20 protein-coding genes are annotated in these 16,791 nt (G+C 72.4%); 13 read left to right on the forward strand and 7 right to left on the reverse strand.

What is annotated here, in order from left to right; translation table 11 throughout:
• The first annotated feature begins 3 nt into the window (after positions 1-3).
• Positions 4-873 (forward strand): putative signal transducing protein, encoded by an 870-nt coding sequence (locus tag FPZ22_RS04295; RefSeq protein WP_168198935.1) that lies wholly within the window; start codon positions 4-6, stop codon positions 871-873.
• A 604-nt stretch (positions 874-1,477) separates the two neighbouring features.
• Here FPZ22_RS04295 and FPZ22_RS04300 read toward each other — a convergent pair.
• A complete protein-coding gene (locus FPZ22_RS04300; RefSeq protein ID WP_144890725.1) occupies positions 1,478-2,092 on the reverse strand; it encodes an EF-hand domain-containing protein in 615 nt (204 codons plus the stop codon).
• A gap of 179 nt (positions 2,093-2,271) precedes the next feature.
• On the opposite strand from FPZ22_RS04300, the gene FPZ22_RS04305 reads away from it, so the two are divergent.
• Positions 2,272-2,991 (forward strand): arginyltransferase, encoded by a 720-nt coding sequence (locus FPZ22_RS04305; protein ID WP_144890726.1) that lies wholly within the window; start codon positions 2,272-2,274, stop codon positions 2,989-2,991.
• Positions 2,988-4,220 (forward strand): endonuclease/exonuclease/phosphatase family protein, encoded by a 1,233-nt coding sequence (locus FPZ22_RS04310; RefSeq protein ID WP_144890728.1) that lies wholly within the window; start codon positions 2,988-2,990, stop codon positions 4,218-4,220. Before FPZ22_RS04305 ends, FPZ22_RS04310 begins: the two co-directional genes overlap by 4 nt.
• 14 nt (positions 4,221-4,234) lie before the next feature.
• Here FPZ22_RS04310 and FPZ22_RS04315 read toward each other — a convergent pair whose 3' ends face one another.
• Positions 4,235-4,666, reverse strand: a complete 432-nt coding sequence (locus FPZ22_RS04315) for a hypothetical protein (protein WP_144890730.1) — start codon at positions 4,664-4,666, stop codon at positions 4,235-4,237.
• Between the two features lie 160 nt (positions 4,667-4,826).
• Between FPZ22_RS04315 and FPZ22_RS04320 the strand changes: the two genes are divergently transcribed.
• From FPZ22_RS04320 to rnk, 5 genes are all read left to right on the forward strand, one after another.
• Positions 4,827-5,693, forward strand: a complete 867-nt coding sequence (locus FPZ22_RS04320; RefSeq protein ID WP_144890732.1) for an SPFH domain-containing protein — start codon at positions 4,827-4,829, stop codon at positions 5,691-5,693.
• A 38-nt stretch (positions 5,694-5,731) separates the two neighbouring features.
• Positions 5,732-5,914 carry a type II toxin-antitoxin system antitoxin gene (locus FPZ22_RS04325; RefSeq protein WP_144890734.1) on the forward strand — a complete coding sequence of 61 codons (183 nt, stop codon included), beginning with the start codon at positions 5,732-5,734 and terminating at the stop codon, positions 5,912-5,914.
• A complete protein-coding gene (locus FPZ22_RS04330) occupies positions 5,911-6,486 on the forward strand; it encodes a hypothetical protein (protein WP_144890736.1) in 576 nt (191 codons plus the stop codon). The genes FPZ22_RS04325 and FPZ22_RS04330 overlap by 4 nt, the downstream gene beginning before the upstream one ends.
• Positions 6,487-6,495: 9 nt before the next feature.
• Entirely contained in the window at positions 6,496-7,314 is an 819-nt protein-coding gene (locus tag FPZ22_RS04335) for a M15 family metallopeptidase (RefSeq protein WP_144890737.1), read from the forward strand.
• A 129-nt stretch (positions 7,315-7,443) separates the two neighbouring features.
• Positions 7,444-7,854 (forward strand): nucleoside diphosphate kinase regulator, encoded by a 411-nt coding sequence (gene rnk, locus FPZ22_RS04340; RefSeq protein WP_144890739.1) that lies wholly within the window; start codon positions 7,444-7,446, stop codon positions 7,852-7,854.
• Here the strand turns inward: rnk and hda are convergent, their stop codons facing one another.
• The 3 genes from hda to FPZ22_RS04355 are packed head-to-tail and all read right to left on the reverse strand — an operon-like array spanning position 7,855 to position 10,815.
• Positions 7,855-8,559 (reverse strand): DnaA regulatory inactivator Hda, encoded by a 705-nt coding sequence (gene hda, locus FPZ22_RS04345; RefSeq protein WP_144890741.1) that lies wholly within the window; start codon positions 8,557-8,559, stop codon positions 7,855-7,857.
• The gene (locus tag FPZ22_RS04350) at positions 8,556-9,737 is read right to left on the reverse strand and encodes an AI-2E family transporter (protein ID WP_144890743.1); all 1,182 of its coding nucleotides are present in this window, start codon (positions 9,735-9,737) and stop codon (positions 8,556-8,558) included. Before FPZ22_RS04350 ends, hda begins: the two co-directional genes overlap by 4 nt.
• A gap of 10 nt (positions 9,738-9,747) precedes the next feature.
• Positions 9,748-10,815 carry a DUF2066 domain-containing protein gene (locus FPZ22_RS04355; RefSeq protein WP_144890745.1) on the reverse strand — a complete coding sequence of 356 codons (1,068 nt, stop codon included), beginning with the start codon at positions 10,813-10,815 and terminating at the stop codon, positions 9,748-9,750.
• Positions 10,816-10,946: 131 nt separating this feature from the next.
• Here FPZ22_RS04355 and purM point away from each other — a divergent pair, with 131 nt between their 5' ends.
• From purM to FPZ22_RS04375, 4 genes are read left to right on the forward strand one after another with little or no spacing between them, the layout of a single operon-like run.
• Positions 10,947-11,975 carry a phosphoribosylformylglycinamidine cyclo-ligase gene (purM, locus tag FPZ22_RS04360; RefSeq protein ID WP_342779204.1) on the forward strand — a complete coding sequence of 343 codons (1,029 nt, stop codon included), beginning with the start codon at positions 10,947-10,949 and terminating at the stop codon, positions 11,973-11,975.
• Positions 11,976-11,981: 6 nt separating this feature from the next.
• Positions 11,982-12,650: a phosphoribosylglycinamide formyltransferase gene (gene purN / locus FPZ22_RS04365; RefSeq protein WP_144890751.1), complete on the forward strand. Its 669-nt coding sequence runs from the start codon at positions 11,982-11,984 to the stop codon at positions 12,648-12,650.
• 10 nt (positions 12,651-12,660) lie between these two features.
• On the forward strand, positions 12,661-13,413 hold the full coding sequence (locus tag FPZ22_RS04370; protein WP_144890753.1) for a DUF3108 domain-containing protein: 753 nt from the start codon (positions 12,661-12,663) through the stop codon (positions 13,411-13,413).
• A complete protein-coding gene (locus tag FPZ22_RS04375; RefSeq protein ID WP_144890755.1) occupies positions 13,414-14,130 on the forward strand; it encodes a DUF3108 domain-containing protein in 717 nt (238 codons plus the stop codon).
• 30 nt (positions 14,131-14,160) lie between these two features.
• Here FPZ22_RS04375 and murA read toward each other — a convergent pair whose 3' ends face one another.
• Positions 14,161-15,420, reverse strand: a complete 1,260-nt coding sequence (gene murA / locus FPZ22_RS04380; protein ID WP_144890757.1) for a UDP-N-acetylglucosamine 1-carboxyvinyltransferase — start codon at positions 15,418-15,420, stop codon at positions 14,161-14,163.
• Complete coding sequence (locus FPZ22_RS04385) at positions 15,420-15,656, reverse strand: BolA family protein (RefSeq protein ID WP_144890759.1); 237 nt, start codon at positions 15,654-15,656, stop codon at positions 15,420-15,422. The genes murA and FPZ22_RS04385 overlap by 1 nt, the downstream gene beginning before the upstream one ends.
• A 124-nt stretch (positions 15,657-15,780) precedes the next feature.
• On the opposite strand from FPZ22_RS04385, the gene FPZ22_RS04390 reads away from it, so the two are divergent.
• A complete protein-coding gene (locus tag FPZ22_RS04390) occupies positions 15,781-16,785 on the forward strand; it encodes a KpsF/GutQ family sugar-phosphate isomerase (RefSeq protein ID WP_144890761.1) in 1,005 nt (334 codons plus the stop codon).
• The last annotated feature ends 6 nt before the right edge of the window (positions 16,786-16,791 follow it).

Consider the following 16,791-nt stretch of genomic DNA (forward strand, 5'->3'; position numbering starts at 1 on the left):
AAGGTGTTCTCCAGTCCCCGCATCGAAAATGTCGAGGCGGTCGCCGGGATGCTCGAGGAGGCCGGGATCGAGGTCCGCATCAGTGACGGACGCTCCTATCGCGGCGCCATCCGCGGCAATTTCAGCTATCGCGAACACTCCGCCAGCGCTCCCCGGCCGGCGGTGTGGGTGATCCGCTCCGACCAGCAGCCCGAAGCGCGGCGCCTGTTGCGCGAGGCCGGCCTGCTGCAGGAGCTGCCGGTACGCGGCGAAAGCTACCTGCCCTCGCCTGCGGCGCTGGCCGGCGGCGACCGTTCGCCCCTGTCCGCGCGCGGCGGCGGCCGCTTCCGCTACGGCATGCTGCTGGCGGTGGCGGTGATGGTGGCTCTGGTGATGGTGGCCTACAGGGCCGGCCAGGGAGACGGGACCGAGGGAGAAGAAGCCGGGGCCGGGGCCGGCATGGGCGAACCCGCCGCCGCCGCAAGGCTGGACGGGCCGCCCCGCCGTGACGGCACCCTGCCGGAGGCGCCGGTCGCGCCGGCGATGCCGGAGGTGGCGACCCTGCCCGATGCCGCCTTCGTGCTCGCGACGCCACCGGCCCTCGCCGCCACCCTGCTGCGCGCGGAGCTGGCGGCCGCCGACGGCGCCCGCGGCTGCCTGGCGATCGACGGCGCCGATCCGGAGCCGGCGCTGCTGCAGCAGCTGTCGGCCGAAGGCTTGGACGTGGCGCCGGCCTCGGCCTGCGGCGACGACCGCCTCGTGGTGGACGTCGGCGGCTACACCACCGACGGCTCCGGCAGTGGCACGGTCCGGATCACCGTGGGGAGCGGCGAGCCGCGCAAGGTCGCGGTCCGTCGCGAAGGCCGTGACTGGTTCACCGACGGAGTCCGCTGAGCCGCGGTCACGTTCCGCGCGCCTTGAAGCCGCCTCGTTGGGGTCCGCGCCGCCCGTCTCGCGCTCAGGCGGCTTCGTTGTGGTCCGCGCGGCCCGTCCCGCGCACAGGGGGTGTGCTCCCCCGGCCGTCTGCGCGTCCTGCTCCCATCGGCCGGCCGCCGGCCATCCATGGCCGGCTGTCCGCACACCCCCTGTGCGCGGGACGGGCTCCGGCGTTCTCGGGCTTCGGGAGGGAAGATCAGGAGCGGCGGAGCCGGGCGGGATGCTCCCGGCATGACGCTCTCCGTTTTGACGTGGACGTCAACGTGCCCTCTTCCAGACCGCACGAAAGGTCGTGCCCGCCGCGGATGCAGGGGGGATGCCCAGAGCCGGCCATGGATGACCGGCGGCCGGATCTGGGAGCAGGACGCGGAGAATCCGGCGGGGCATCCCCCCCTGCGTCCGCGGCGGGCGGCCCGGACTTCACCGGAGCGCCCCTGGCGGCCGACCCGGACTCGAACGGAGCGTCCCCTCGATCGGGAGAAGAACCGAAAAACAGCCCGCGCCATGAGACGCGGGCCCCGGCGCCGATCCTGGCGCCACCCGATCCTCCGGAACGCCGCGCTCAGCGGCCCCTGCCCGCCTCGAGCTCGTCGCGGCCGAGGAAGCCGTCGCGGTTGTCGTCCAGCCACGCGAAGCGCTTCGACAGGTGCGGCATCTTCGCGTCCACCTCCGCCCGGCTGAGCCGGCCGTCGCCATCGAGGTCGGCGGCGGCGAAGGCCTCGGCGAAACGCTTCCCGTGCTCGGCCCGCATCTGCTCCCGCATGCGATCGCGGTGGGCCATCACTTCGCTGCGGACGATGTAGCCGTCCCTGTCGGCGTCGATGGCATCGAAATCGAAGGCCATGTGCCGGACCATGGCGCCGCCGCGGGCGGCGCGGGCCTCCTCGCGAGCCTGCTCACGGGCGGTCTTCGCGGCATCGAACTCGGCGCGGCTGACGCGGCCGTCGCCGTCGCTGTCCATGCGTTCGATCCCGCCGTGCATGGCGCGGCCGCCATGGTGGACGGCGTTGCGCGCACCGTGGCGTTTCATGCGCTCGCCCTTCATGACACGCGGTGCGGTGGCATCGGTGTCGGGTGCGGATGGCGCGGACGGTGCGGACTGGGCGACGGCCAGGCCCGCGCCGCCAAGGGAAGCCACGGCCAGGACGGTGGCGAAAAACAGGGCATGACGCTTCATGTGCGACTCCTTGCCGGCAGCGGCATTGCTGCGGTGCCCCGGTCAACGTCCGGCACGGAAGGCGGTTGACGGCCGGCCGTATCCGTTCAGCCGCCAGCCGGTTCGCGGCGGACGCGACGCGGCGCAGTATCCTGCGCGCATGCACCGCACCATCCATGTGCCAGCGCGCAGGGCCTGCCATGCCTGAGCCCGCGCCGCTGCGTCTCTTCCACACCGCGGAACATCCCTGCGGCTACTGGCCCGGGCGTCTGGCGCGCGACCTGGTATTCGAACCGGGTGATCCGCGCCTGGCCGACTCCTATGCCCAGGCGCTGTCCTGGGGCTTCCGTCGCTCGGGCGACCTGGTCTACCGCCCGCACTGTCACGGCTGCCGCGCCTGCGTGCCGGTCCGGATTCCAGTCGCCGACTTCGCGCCCGACCGCAGCCAGCGCCGCTGCCTTGCGCGCAACGCCGACGTCCAGGTGCGGATCCTGCCCGCCGGCGAGAGTGCCGAGCGCTTCGAGCTGTACCGCCGCTACCTGGTCGGCCGCCACCCCGGCGGCGGCATGGACGACCACGGCAAGACGGAGTTCGCGCAGTTCCTGGTGGGCAGCTGGTCGCAGGGCCGCTTCCTGGAGCTGCGCGCCGACGGACGTCTGCTGGCGGTGGCCGTCACGGACCTTGTGGAGGATGCGCTGTCGGCGGTCTACACCTTCTACGACCCCGGCGAAGCCGCTCGTGGCCTGGGCACGCTGGCGATCCTGCATCAGATCGACTGGGCCCGGCGCGAAGGACGCCACCATCTGTACCTTGGCTACTGGATCGCGGGACACCCGAAAATGGACTACAAGCGCAGGTTCCAACCCCTCGAACACTTCGAAGGCCGAGGCTGGCGACCGCTGCCCCGGGGCGACGCATGAGCGCGCGACTGATCGCCCTCCTCTGCTGCGCCCTGCTCGCCGGCTGCGTGCGCGTGAACGTCCACGGCGACCCAGGCCAGGCCATGAACCACTCCCGACCGCTGCGCGTCGCCGCGTACAACGCTTCGCTCTACTCCGACCAGCCCGGGGGCCTGCTGCGGCGGCTCGAGGCCGGTGACGAAGGCGCGCGCAAGGTGGCGGCCGTGCTGCAGCGCGTACGGCCCGACGTGGTGCTGCTGAACGAGTTCGATTTCGATGCCGGCGGCGCGGCCGCCGATGTCTTCCAGCGCGACTACCTGGAGATGCCCCAGGCCGGGGGCAGCGCCGCGCTGCGCTATCCCTACCGCTATCTCGCGCCGGTGAACACCGGCGTGCCCAGTGGCCTGGACCTCGACCGCAGCGGCCACGTCGGCGCCGCTGCCGCGGTGCCGGGGGAAGACGCGGCCGCCGCGCGCGGACGCGGCAACGACGCCTGGGGCTACGGCCTGCACCCCGGGCAGTACGGCATGCTGCTGCTGTCGAAGCACCCGATCGACGACGCCGCCGCACGCACGTTCCAGCACCTGCGCTGGAGCGCGATGCCCGGCGCCGCGCGACCGGTCGACCCCGCCACCGGTGCCCCCTGGCACGACGATGCGATCTGGGCGCGGCTGCGCCTGTCCTCGAAGTCCCACTGGGACGTGCCGGTGCGCACGCCATCGGGCATCGTGCACATGCTGGCCTCGCACCCCACGCCTCCGGTGTTCGATGGCCCGGAAGACCGCAACGGTGCGCGCAACCACGACGAGATCCGCCTCTGGAGCGAGTACATCCGCGGCGACGACGCGCCCTGGCTCTGCGACGACGCCGGCCGCTGCGGCGGGCTGGCGCCGGACGCGCGCTTCGTGGTCCTCGGCGACCTCAACAATGATCCCGCCGACGGCGATGGTCGCCACGAGGCCATCCTCGGGCTGATCGGACATCCGCGCGTCCTGCGCATGGCCGCTCCGCGCAGCGCGGGCGCGGTCCACGCGGCCGGCGCTGACCGGCCCGGCCGCCGCGGCAGCGTTGCCGAAGCCACCGGTGATTTCGGACCCCGCGTGGGGCCGCTGCGACTCGACTATGTGCTGCCGTCCACCAGGTTCGGCGTGGCCGGGGCAGGCGTGTACTGGCCGGCGCCCGGCGAGGACGGGGCGGACATCGTCGATGGCAGTGACCATCGCCTGGTCTGGGTGGATCTGACCGACTGAGCCCGGAGGCGCCTTCAGGGCGCGGGTTTCGCGGCATCGTCGCCGGCGGGAGCATCCTCGACCGTGGGCGACCCGTCCCCGCCGCTGTCCGGTACCGCCCGGGGCGGAGCCGCGGCCGGCGGCGCGGAGGCGCCGATCGCGGGCAGCTCGGCCGGCACCGGCGCCGCGTAGCTGCGCGGGCCGAAGCCGAACACTTCACCGCTCTGCCGCGACACGATCATCCGCACCATCGACGTGGGCACCATCAGCTCCAGGCTCACGTCCTCGCCCGTGGGCATGCGGCCGCGCAGCGTCATCTCGACCAGGGCGCCACCGGTGTCGACCTCGTCGCAGGGCACGTGCGGCCCCACCACCGGACTGTCCTGGATGTAGGGCTTGATGGCGTCTCCCAGCGCCTCCAGCGCCTGCGGGAAGAAGAACACGGCGTATCCGTCGCGGCCTGTCATCGGTTCGGCTCTCGTGGAAGGTGGCCACATCATCGCAGGTCGCCCGGCCCGGCCGAGCGCCTGCATGTCAGGCGCTCGGCCCGCCCCCGCTTCTTGACAATGTGATATCACTTGGATATCAATATCCGGCACGCCCCAGCCGGGCCCCGAGGAAGTCGCCATGAAGGAAAACCCCGTCCGTTCGCTCTCCGGCATCCCGATGCTGCTGTTCCTGCTTGCCGTCGCGCTCGTCTGCGGCTGGTTCTTCTTCGACGCCCTGATCGGCGGCGGCGCCGTCGCGCAGCTGGTCGGTGCGATCGTGGCGGGTGGCGTCGCGCTGTTCTGCCTGGCCGGCCTCTACATGGTCGAACCCAACCAGTCGGCGGTGCTGAGCCTCTTCGGCAAATACGTGGGCACCGTGCACGACAACGGCCTGCGCTGGAACAACCCCTTCCTCACCAAGCGCAAGGTGTCACTGCGGGTGCGCAACTTCGAGAGCGGAAAGCTCAAGGTCAACGAGCTCGACGGCAGCCCGATCGAGATCGCGGCGGTGATCGTATGGAAAGTGGTCGATTCCGCGGAGGCCGTGTTCAACGTCGACGACTACGAAAGCTTCGTGCATATCCAGTCCGAGGCGGCCCTTCGCGCCATGGCCACCAGCTATCCCTACGACCAGCACGACGAGGGCCAGATGTCGCTGCGCAGCCATCCGGCCGAGATCTCCGACGAGCTCAAGCGGCATCTCGACGAACGCCTGGCCTCGGCCGGCGTGGAGGTGCTGGAGGCGCGCATCAGCCACCTCGCCTACGCGCCCGAGATCGCCCAGGCGATGCTGCAGCGGCAGCAGGCCAACGCGGTGGTGGCGGCGCGCGCGCGCATCGTCGCCGGCGCCTGCGGCATGGTCGAGATGGCCCTGGCCGAACTCGAGAAGAGCGGCGTGGTCGCGCTCGACGAGGAGCGCAAGGCGGCGATGGTCAGCAACCTGCTGGTGGTGCTGTGCAGCGACCGCGGGGCGCAGCCGGTGGTGAACTCGGGCTCGCTGTACTGACATGGACGCCTCGCGTACCCGCGGTCGCGGCCGTCGCCGTGGCTGAGAAGAAGGCCTATCCGCTGCGGATCAACGCCGAGATCCTCTCGGCGGTCCAGGCCTGGGCCGACGAGGAGCTGCGCAGCGCGAACGCACAGATCGAGTACGTGCTGCGCGAAGCCCTGCGCAGGGCCGGCAGACTGCCGAAGCCGGCGAAGAAAAAGACAGAGGACGGACAGTGACCGAGATCGACTCCCGCCGGCCCGGCGCCGGCGACTCCGCCGTGGCGCTGGTGCAGGCCTCGCCGGGCGCGCGCCGTTGGCTGTTCGCACTGGTCGTCCTCCTGCCGCTGGTGCTGCTCGGCCTGGCCGAGCTGCTGGACGAGCGCAATGCCACTGCCGGGCCGCTCCTCGGCACCGCCGCGTTCTGCGTGCTGCTGTGGGCCGTCCTCGCGCGATTGACCCGGCGCCATCGCCTGCGCCTTGACGGAACCGTGCTGGAGGTGGCGACGACCTTCTATACGCGTCGCTTCCGCCGGGACGACCTGGACCTGGACCACGCCCGCCCCGTCGACCTCGGCGAGCGGCCCGAGTACCGCCCGATGCTCAGGACCAACGGCATGTCGCTCCCCGGTTTCCGCAGCGGCTGGTACCGCCTCCGCAACGGCAACCGGGCGCTGGTGGCCACCGCGGGAGGGGCGCGCGTCCTGTGGGTGCCGACCCGCAATGGCCACGACCTGGTGCTGGAGGCCGTGGATCCGCGCACCCTCCTCGACCGGCTGCGCGCGATGGCGGGACACGGCGCCAGCCGCTAGCCTGTCGCCATGCACGGCCGCGACGCCATCCTCGCCAATACCCCCGACATCGAGCTGTGGCCAGGCGGCGTGCTGCGCGCACGTGGCAACCATGGCGCCCGCGCCCTGGCCCGCGCCCGCACCGTGCTGCGGCGCAAGCGCGATGGCGCCCTGCTCGCCGCCGTCCTGCCCGAGGGCTTGCTTGCCCTGGTTCCGCGGCTGGCCCGGGAGCCGGGACTGGACGCGGCCCTGCATGCGCTCGCGCATTCGCCCCAGCCGGCCCTGCGCGCCGGGATCGACGCGGTCCCCACCCTGCCACCGGCGCGCCTGCCCGATCGCCTCGAGGCCCTGGGCATCGACGGCGCCGCCTACGCCGAACGCACCGGCCTGGCGCTGGAGCCCGAACCCGCATGGCTCGCGTCGGCGGGCCGCGACCGCTACCAGCGCGCCCTCTGGCTGCGCGTGGACGCTGCGCGCGGCTGGCGCAACCTGGTCGCCGCCGCGATCCGCGACGGCGTGGTCCTCGAGGCCATCTCCGGATACCGCAGCCACGACCACCAGGCTGGCATCATCGAAAGGAAGCTGGCGCGCGGCCAGGCGATCGACGACATCCTCGCGGTCAATGCCGCACCGGGCTGGTCGGAGCACCATTCCGGCCGCGCGATCGACATCAGCGCGCCCGGCGAGCCGGCGGCCGAGGAGTCGTTCGAGGCCACCGCGGCCTTCGCCTGGCTTTCGGAGCACGCCGGCGGCCACGGCTTCACCCTCAGCTACCCGCGGGACAACCCCCACGGCATCGTGTACGAGCCCTGGCACTGGCGCTTCGACGGGCCGGCAGGGGCCGATTGAGATCGGCGCCGGCTGCGGCTACATTGACCGCCAAGGAACATCGCAGCCCCCCTTCCCCGCGCCCCGGCCGACGCGAGACGTCGCCCGGGGCGCGTTGCTGGCGGCAGACGCATTGCAGGAGACGCACGCGTGAACACCCGACCCAAGATCACCATTTCGACGCTGGATGCCGAGCGGCTGGAGAGCCTGCTCGAATCCCTTCCCGACGGCACCTTCCCCGGCCGCGAGGCGCTCGAGGCCGAGCTGCTGCGCGCCGACGTGGTGCCGCCAAAGGAGGTTCCGCCGACCACGGTGACCATGAACTCGACGGTCCGCTTCCGCGTGGGCCCGGACGAGAGCTTCCAGCTCACCCTGGTCTACCCGCGCGACGCCGACGGCAGCGCCGACCGGATCTCGGTGCTCGCACCCGTGGGCAGCGCGCTGCTGGGGCTGTCCCAGGGCGACGAGATGGAATGGCCCAAGCCCGGCGGTGGCAGCATCAAGGTCGTGATCGAAGAGGTCACCTACCAGCCCGAGCGCGCCGGCGAGTACCACCGCTGATCAGTCCGATCGCCCCCCGCCGGCCCCGATGATCTCGCGCAGGAAGGGCACCGTCACCCGCCGCTGGGCCGCCAGCGACGCCCGGTCCAGGGCGTCGAGCTGCGTGGTCAGCCCTGCCAGGTCGCGCCCCGCGCGCCTGAGCAGCCATGCGATCGCGGCCTCGTCGAACTGCAGGCCGCGGCGGCGCGCGCGCAACCTCAGCACTTCGGCGCGGCCGGCATCGTCCAGCGGCTGCAGGGCGATCCGGGCGCACTGCGCCAGCCTCGACCTGAGGTCGGGCAATCCGGCCGGAAGCGCCGCCGGCGCCGCCGCCGCGGCGTAGAGCAGGCGGCCACCGGCCGCCCGCGCGCGGTTGTGGAAGTCGAACAGGGCGACTTCGTCCTCGCGCTGGCCGGCGATCGCCTCCAGCCCGTCCAGTGCCACGAGCCCGGGCCCCTCCAGCGACTCCAGGGCGGCGGCCAGGCGCCCGGCCGCCGCCGCCAGCGGCAGGTAGGCGGCCCGATGCCCCAGCGACTCGGCCTCGGCGCAGGCGGCCAGCGCCAGGTGGGTCTTGCCGGTTCCGGGCGCGCCGTCGAGGTACAACCAGCCGCCGCTGCCGGCGGCCAGCGCGCGCAGCTGTGCGAGCGCGCCGGGCGGGGCAGCCACGAAGGTATCGAAGCGCTGGTCGGGCGGATAGCGCAGCGCCAGCGGCAGCTGCCTGCTCACGCGTCGTCGCGGTTCCGGCCGCCCTCGTCGCGCGCCGCGGCGCCGGCATCCGCGGCGACGGTCGCCTCCGCGGCACTCGCCCCCGTGGCGAGACCCGCCTCCCCGGCATAGAAGCGGCTCGCGGTGTAGCGCTCATGCGCGAAGCGCAGCAGCACATTGACCACCGCCGCCGCCGGCAGCGCGATCAGCATGCCCACGAAGCCGAACAGCACGCCACCGGCCATCACGGCGAAGATCACCGCCACCGGGTGCAGGCCGATGCGGTCGCCGACCAGCTTCGGCGTCAGCCAGTAGCTCTCGATCAGCTGGCCGATGCCGAACACCGCCAGCACGCCGGCCACATGCTGCCAGTCGCCGTGTTCGACCAGCGCCGCGACCACCCCCAGCACGATGCCGCTGGTCGGGCCCAGGTAGGGCACGAAGGTGAACAGGCCCGCGATCAGCCCGATCAGCAGGCCCAGCTCGATGCCCACCAGCCAGAGGCCGACGCCGTACATCACGCCCAGGATCAGCATCACCAGGAACTGCCCGCGCAGGAAGCCGCCGAGCACGTCGCTGGACTCGCGCGCCAGCCGCGACACGGTGTCGATATGGTCGCGCGGCACCACCGAGGCCACGCCCGCGACCATGCGGTCCCAGTCGCGCAGGAAGAAGAAGGTCACCACCGGCACCAGCACGATGTTCACGCCCCAGGTGACGATGGCGAAGCCGGAGCGCGACACCATGCCCAGCGCGGTGGTGGCGAGGCTGGTGGCGCGCTCGGAGTGTTCGCGGAAGAACTCCAGGGCCCGCGTGGGATCCAGCCAGGCGCCGAGGTCGATGCCGGCACGCGCCTCGATCCACGGCAGCACGGTCTGCAGCAGCCAGTCACGGTAGCCCGGCAGGGAGTCCACCAGCGTCCGCACCTGGTCCACCACCATCGGCACCAGGATCACCAGCGCCAGCACCACCAGCAGCAGCATGGCGGTGAAGACCAGCACCACCGCGGTGTTGCGCGAGCGCCCGCTGGCCTCCAGCCGGTCGACGAGCGGATCGCCCAGCCAGCCCAGCAGCGCGGCCAGCACGAAGGGCGTCAATATCGGGCCGAGCAGCCACACCAGCCAGCCGACCGCGAACAGCAGCAGCGCCCACTGCAGGCGCATGATGAAGCGCGGGATGACCTGGTCGTCGTCAGTCATGTGCGGCGCCTCAGCGCAGGCGGAACTCGGGCGGAACGCCCTCGATATTGCCGCCGGACTCCACCAGCACCGAGTCCTCGAGCATGCGCCGGAAGCCGGGCAGGCCGGTCAGCAGGTCGAGCTCCAGTTCGAGGCTGTTGGGCGTCGCGCGCAGCGGGCGGATGCCGCGTACCACCGGGGTCGACTGCAGCCACGAGGACAGGCGCACGAAATCGCCCGCGCTGTTGATCCCGGTCACCACCACGCGCTCGATCGCCGGTTCGCCGGTTTCGCTGGCCCTGGCGTAGCGGCGCACCAGGGCGTCGGCGGCGCCGTCGGCACCCGAGGCGATGGCGCGGCGGGCCAGTGCGTCCTCCCCGGACCAGGTGGACAGTACGCGGCCGTCGTCGACGAAGGTCCAGTCGGCCCTCCAGCCCGCGCCCACGCGGTAGAGCTTGCCGATGAGCTGCATCGGCGGACGGTACCGCGCCGACAGGCGCGCGATCGCGGCGGTGTCGCCGCGCCAGATCGCGCCCACCGCGGCCTGCTCGGCGGCGCTGCCGTTGGGCAGGCCGAGGCGGTAGCCGCGCTCCACAGCACGATCCAGCACCGGCCGCGCCACGTTGTTGTGCTGCAGGGCCACCAACCGCGGGCCGCTGCCGTCGTCGATCGCCAGCCACAGCACCGGCTTCGGCCTCGGTTCCGGCCAGACCGGCAGGCCGAGGGCGCCTGCGATCGCATCGACCTCCGACTCGCGGAAGCGCACCACCAGCACCGTGGTGTAGGTCGGCGCGCCGGAGGCCGATCGGCCCTCGTCCTGGCGGTAGTCGTAGCCTTCGACCAGATCGCCGGCGCGGCGCAGCTCGCGCGACACACCGGGGCGGCTGGTGACGTCGGCGTCGCCGGACATCTTCCCAAGCACCTCGGCCAGCGCGCGCGCGAAACCGGCCTGGCGAGCGGAATCGGCCTGGCTGCCGACCACGACCTCGGCCTGGTACATGCCGCTGGCCCCGGCGCGGTCGCCCTCCACGCGCTGGGCCTGGGCCCAGCCCGGGAGCAGCAGCGCGATGAGCAGCGTGAGCAGCAACGCCTTCGGCATCGTGGTTCCCTGGACCGATATCAGCCGGAATGGTGCCGCAGCGGGCGCGTCGCGTCCATGAAGCCGGCGCGGGGACTGCTAAAATCACCGTTTTCCCGTCCGGCGAAAACCTCGTGACCAGCCCCACTCCGCTGACCTACCGTGACGCCGGCGTCGACATCGACGCGGGCAATGAAGTCGTCGAACGCATCAAACCGCTGGTGAAGCGCACCTTCCGCCCGGAGGTGATGGGCGGCCTCGGCGGCTTCGGCGCCCTGTTCGACCTGTCCGGCAAGTACCGCGAACCGGTGCTGGTCTCGGGCACCGACGGCGTCGGCACCAAGCTCAAGCTTGCGCAGCAGCTCGGCCGCCACGACACCATCGGCATCGACCTGGTGGGCATGTGCGTGAACGACGTGCTCGTGCAGGGCGCCGAGCCGCTGTTCTTCCTCGACTACTTCGCCACCGGCAAGCTCGACATCGACACCACGGTGGCGGTGGTCGGCGGCATCGCGAGGGGCTGCGAGCTGGCGGGCTGCGCGCTGATCGGCGGCGAGACCGCGGAAATGCCGGACATGTACGGCCCGGGCGAGTACGACCTCGCCGGCTTCACCGTCGGCGCGGTGGAGAAGTCCGAGCTGCGCGACGGGGCCCGCGTGGCCGTCGGCGACGTGCTGATCGGCATCGCTTCCAGCGGCCCGCACTCGAATGGCTACTCTCTCATCCGCCGAATCTACGACCGCGCCGGGCGCCCGGGCGACACCGACCTCGACGGCGTGCGCCTCGAGGACGCGCTGATGGCACCCACCGCGCTGTACGTGAAACCGGTGCTCGAACTGCTGCGCGGCGCGCAGGGCGAGGCCATCCACGCCATGGCGCACATCACCGGCGGTGGCCTGACCGAGAACATCGTCCGGGTGGTGCCGGGAGACCTGGGCCTGGAGATCGACGCTTCGGCCTGGACCATGCCGGCGGTCTTCGACTGGCTGCAGCGCGAGGGCGCGGTGGCACGCGAAGAGATGTGGCGCACCTTCAACTGCGGCATCGGCTTCGTCCTGGTCGTGGACCCGGCGCGGGCGGGCGCGGTGTCGACGGCGCTGGACGCGCTGGCGCTGGCCCACCGGACGATCGGCAGGGTCACGCCGGCCGCCGAAGGCACGCCGCGCGTGCGCATCGGCTGAGCGTCGATGACGGGAGCAGCGACGCCGCGCCTGGCGGTACTCGCGTCGGGACGCGGCAGCAACCTGCAGGCGATCCTCGACGCGATCGCCGACGGGCGCCTGGACGCGCGGGTGGCCGGCGTCTTCGGCGACAGGCCTGGCGCCCATGCGCTGGAGCGGGCGCGCGACGCAGGCATCGAGGCCCGGGCGCTGCGGCCGCGCGACTTCGCCGGCCGCGACGAGTTCGACGCCGCGCTGTTCGCCATGGTCGCAGCGGTCCGCCCCGACTATGTCGTCTGCGCCGGCTACATGCGTCTGATCGGCGCCGCCGCGGTCGCGCCCTGGGCCGGCCGCATCGTCAACATCCACCCGTCCCTGCTCCCGGACTTCAAGGGCCTGGACACGCACGCCCGGGCGCTGGCCGCGGGCGCGGCCGAGCACGGCGCCAGCCTGCACTTCGTCACCGCCGACCTCGACGGCGGACCGGTGATCGCGCAGGCGCGCGTGCCGGTACTGCCCGGAGACGATCCGGTCGCGCTCGCCGGGCGGGTGCTCGAGGTCGAACACCCGCTGATGGTGGCCGCGCTGCAGCTGCTCTGCGCAGGCCGGATCGTGCTGCGGGAGGGGGTGGTGGAATTCGACGGGCAGCCGCTGCGGGCGCCGCTTCAGCTGGCGTCCAACCGCCTGCGGGCATGATCCGTCCGGCATGCGCGCCGTCCATACATTCCTGCTGACGGTCCTCGCGACCGTGTCCACCGCGACCGCGGCCGCATCCGTGCAGGCCGACAGCGGAATCCGGGAGCCTGCGGCCGCGCTGCAGCCCTTCCTGGCCACCTACGACGCCTGGAACGGCGGCCGGCCGGCCGGAGCCGCCACCATGCGCCTGGCCCGGGAAGACGGGCACTGGCTGCTGGGACTGGACGTGACCGGGAACCGCGGCCTGGCGCGCTGGGTGCGCCTGGACATCGACCAGGACACCGTCTTCGACGTGGTCGGCGACCAGTACCGCCCCTTGCGCCAGAGCACCCGGCGCAAGGCGCTGTTCGTGGACCGCGAGGTCGAAGGCGTCTACGACTGGGCGGCCGGCAGCGCACGCTGGGAGGGCGACATCAAGGCCGCGCGTCGTCAACCGGTGGCGCTTCGCGAAGGCGACATGGGCGGCCTGCTGATCAACCTCGCGATCGTCCGCGACGCAGCCCCCGGGCGCCGCCTGGGCTACCGCTTCGTCGACGGCGGACGCGTACGGGAGCACGAATATGCCGTCGCCGAGGCCACGGAGAAGGTCGAGGTCGACGGCCTGTCCTGGGAGGCACTGCGCGTTTCACGCACCAACGGCGGCGATGATGAAACGATCCTGTGGGTGGCGCGCGGCGTGCCCACGCCGGTCCGCATCCTGCAGCGCGAGGACGGCGAGGACGGCATCGACCTGCGCCTGGTCGCATACGAAGGAGTCCACTGAATGCAGAACCTGAAATCCATCCGCGGCCGTGCCGCAGTCGCATGCACCGGCGTGCTGCTGGCCCTGGCCGCGATGCCCGCGCTTGCGATCAAGCCGTTCAACGCCGACTACCAGGCCACCTACATGGGCCTGGAGGCCACCGCGAAGATGAGCCTCGCCGGCGTCGGCAAGGACCGCTGGGAATACCGCATCGACATTGGCGGCATGGGCGCGGAACTGCAGCAGAGCACCGTGTTCGAAACCGATGGCGGCGAATGGCGCCCGCTGTCGAGCGTCGACAGCCAGCGCGGCACCGGCGGCCTGGCGGCGATGCTGGTCAAGCGCAAGTCGGTCACCGCCGACTACGACTGGGACAGCGGCGTGGCTCGCTGGAGCGGCGACGTGAAGCCCGACCGCGCCGGCCCGGTCCAACTGCACGAGGGCGACCTCGACGGCATGCTGATGAACCTGGTGCTGGTGCGCGACGTGGCCGCCGGCAAGCCGCTGGACTACCGCCTGGTGGAGGACGGCCGGGTCAAGCGCCAGCGCTTCCAGGTGGCAGGCGAGGAGACCATCGAGATCGGGGGCAAGTCGCACACTGCCAAGCGCGTGGTGCGCAGGGACGGCAAGCGCGAGATCATCGCCTGGGTGGTGGACGGCCTGCCGGTGCCGGCCCGCATCCTGCAGCGGCGCGACGGCAGGGACCATATCGACCTGCGCCTGACCGCGGTGCACTGAGTCGCGCATCCGGCCACTCGTTGGTTCCGCTCAGTCGATGCGGCGGATGCGGGCGCCCAGTCCGGAGAGCTTGCGCTCGATGTGCTCGTAGCCGCGGTCGAGGTGGTACACGCGGTCGATCACCGTCTCGCCCTCGGCGACCAGGCCGGCCAGCACCAGCGAGGCCGATGCCCGCAGGTCGGTCGCCATCACCGGCGCCCCGCTCAGCCGCTCCACGCCGGTGACCGTGGCCCGGTGGCCGTCGATGTGGATCTCCGCACCCAGCCGCATCAGCTCGTTCACGTGCATGAAGCGGTTCTCGAAGATGGTTTCGTCGATCGTCGCCACGCCCTCGGCGATGCAGTCCAGGGCCATGAACTGCGCCTGCATGTCGGTGGGGAAGGCCGGGTGCGGCGCTGTGCTGATGTCGACCGCGCGCGGGCGCCGGCCGCGCATGTCGGCGGTGATGCGGTCGCCTTCGATGGCGATGTCGGCCCCGGCGGCGGCCAGGCGCTCCAGCACCGCGTCCATCGTGTCCGGACGCGCATGGGTGACGGTGACCCGGCCGCCGGTGATCGCGCCGGCGACCAGGAAGGTCCCCGCCTCGATGCGATCGGCGACCACCTCGTGGCGCGCACCATGCAGGCGTTCCACGCCGCGGACCACGATGCGCGAGGTGCCCGCGCCCTCGATGTCGGCGCCCATCGCCAGCAGGCAGTCGGCGAGGTCGACGATCTCCGGCTCGCGCGCGGCGTTGTCGATCACCGTGGTGCCCTGGGCCAGGGTCGCGGCCATCAGCACGTTCTCGGTGGCGCCCACGCTCACCATGTCGAAGGCGACGTGGCCACCCTGCAGCCGGCCGGCGCGGGCGTTGATGAAGCCGTGTTCGACGGTGATGCGCGCGCCCAGCGCTTCCAGCGCGCGGATGTGCAGGTCGACCGGGCGCGATCCGATGGCGCAGCCGCCCGGCAGCGCGACCTCGGCCGCTCCGTGGCGGGCCACCAGCGGGCCCAGCACCAGCACCGAGGCGCGCATGGTGCGCACCAGTTCGTAGGGCGCGATGTGGCTGTCGACGCTGCGCGGGTCGACGACCACGTGGCTGCCGTCCGCGTCATGGGTGACCTCCGCGCCCAGCCCGCCGAGCACCCGGGCGGTCGTGACCACGTCATGCAGGTGCGGGACGTTGCCGACCTCCACCGGCTCGTCGGCCAGCAGGGTCGCACACAGGATCGGCAGGACCGCGTTCTTGGCCCCCGAGGCGCGCACTTCGCCGTCCAGGCGCGCACCCCCGCTCACGACGATCTTCTGCATCAGCCGGGCCGCTGCTCGTCGGGGGTCAGGGTACGCAGCGCGAGGGCGTGGATCTCGTTGCCCATCAGGCTGCCGAGCGTGGCGTAGACCATGCGGTGGCGGGCCAGCGGCAGGCGGCCGGCGAAGTCGGGATGCACCACCAGCGCCTCGAAGTGCACGCCATCGTCGCCACGCACCTCCACCTCGGCGCCGGGCAGGCCGTCTTCGATCAGTTTGCGGATGGTGTCGGCGTGCACGGCATCGTCCCGGTCATGAAGGCTGCGTGAGCGGCGGCCGCCAGGCCGCGCCTCTCGACGCAGGCCGCGGAACAATCCGCGTAAGATGAACGGCTTAGCCTAAAGGAAAAGGGCCCGGCCCGGAATGTCCGCCAGCAACACACAGCCTCCCGGCGGCGGAGGCGCGCATGATTTCGCGGCCAGCGGCCGGCGGGTGTTCGAGATCGAGGCCCGCGGCCTGGCGGCGGTGGCCGCGCGCATCGACGGCGAATTCTCGCGCGCCTGCGCGCTGCTGCTGGCCTGCCGCGGCCGCGTGGTCTGCACCGGCATGGGCAAGTCCGGCCACGTCGCGCGCAAGATCGCCGCCACCCTCGCCTCCACCGGCACCCCGGCGTTCTTCGTGCATCCGGGCGAGGCCGGGCACGGCGATCTCGGCATGGTCACCGATGCCGACGTGGTGCTGGCGCTGTCGTACTCCGGCGAATCCGACGAGGTGCTGCAGCTGCTGCCGGTGCTGAAGCGCCAGGACAATGCGCTGGTTTCGATGACCGGGCGCCCGGGATCGACCCTCGCCCGCGCCGCCGCCGTGCACCTCGACGTGAGCGTGCCCGAAGAGGCCTGCCCGCTGCACCTGGCGCCGACCTCGAGCACCACGGCGTCGCTGGCGATGGGCGACGCCCTCGCCGTGGCCCTGCTCGAAGCCCGCGGCTTCACCGCCGACGACTTCGCGCGTTCGCATCCGGCCGGCGCGCTCGGCCGCCGCCTGCTGCTGCACATCGCCGACGTGATGCACACCGGCGACGCCGTGCCCCGCGTGCGCGCCGGGGCCACGGTCAGCGAGGCGCTGGCCGAGATCAGCCGCAAGATGCTGGGCATGACCTCGGTCGTGGACGATGAAGGCAGGCTGCTCGGGCTGTACACCGACGGCGACCTCCGCCGCAGCCTGGACGCCGGCATCGACGTGCGCACCACGCCGATCTCCGAGGTGATGACGCGCAGCCCGCGGACCATCGGCGCCGGCGCACTCGCCGTCGAAGCGGCGCAGCTGATGGAAGCCCACAAGATCGGCGGCCTGGTGGTGGTGGACGACGACGGCCGCGTGGCCGGCGCGTTGAACATTCACGACCTGTTGCGCGCACGCGTGGTGTGATCGCGC

The organism is Luteimonas granuli (genome assembly GCF_007795095.1).
Lineage (GTDB): Bacteria > Pseudomonadota > Gammaproteobacteria > Xanthomonadales > Xanthomonadaceae > Luteimonas > Luteimonas granuli.

Bases quoted from the DNA above. Each gene is read 5' to 3' on its own strand.
- FPZ22_RS04300 (WP_144890725.1), bottom strand. From the start codon at position 2,092: ATGAAGCGTCATGCCCTGTTTTTCGCCACCGTCCTGGCCGTGGCTTCC.
- FPZ22_RS04305 (WP_144890726.1), top strand. From the start codon at position 2,272: ATGCCTGAGCCCGCGCCGCTGCGTCTCTTCCACACCGCGGAACATCCC.
- FPZ22_RS04310 (WP_144890728.1), top strand. From the start codon at position 2,988: ATGAGCGCGCGACTGATCGCCCTCCTCTGCTGCGCCCTGCTCGCCGGC.
- FPZ22_RS04315 (WP_144890730.1), bottom strand. From the start codon at position 4,666: ATGACAGGCCGCGACGGATACGCCGTGTTCTTCTTCCCGCAGGCGCTG.
- FPZ22_RS04320 (WP_144890732.1), top strand. From the start codon at position 4,827: ATGAAGGAAAACCCCGTCCGTTCGCTCTCCGGCATCCCGATGCTGCTG.
- FPZ22_RS04335 (WP_144890737.1), top strand. From the start codon at position 6,496: ATGCACGGCCGCGACGCCATCCTCGCCAATACCCCCGACATCGAGCTG.
- FPZ22_RS04350 (WP_144890743.1), bottom strand. From the start codon at position 9,737: ATGACTGACGACGACCAGGTCATCCCGCGCTTCATCATGCGCCTGCAG.
- FPZ22_RS04355 (WP_144890745.1), bottom strand. From the start codon at position 10,815: ATGCCGAAGGCGTTGCTGCTCACGCTGCTCATCGCGCTGCTGCTCCCG.
- purN (WP_144890751.1), top strand. From the start codon at position 11,982: ATGACGGGAGCAGCGACGCCGCGCCTGGCGGTACTCGCGTCGGGACGC.
- FPZ22_RS04370 (WP_144890753.1), top strand. From the start codon at position 12,661: ATGCGCGCCGTCCATACATTCCTGCTGACGGTCCTCGCGACCGTGTCC.
- FPZ22_RS04375 (WP_144890755.1), top strand. From the start codon at position 13,414: ATGCAGAACCTGAAATCCATCCGCGGCCGTGCCGCAGTCGCATGCACC.
- murA (WP_144890757.1), bottom strand. From the start codon at position 15,420: ATGCAGAAGATCGTCGTGAGCGGGGGTGCGCGCCTGGACGGCGAAGTG.
- FPZ22_RS04390 (WP_144890761.1), top strand. From the start codon at position 15,781: ATGTCCGCCAGCAACACACAGCCTCCCGGCGGCGGAGGCGCGCATGAT.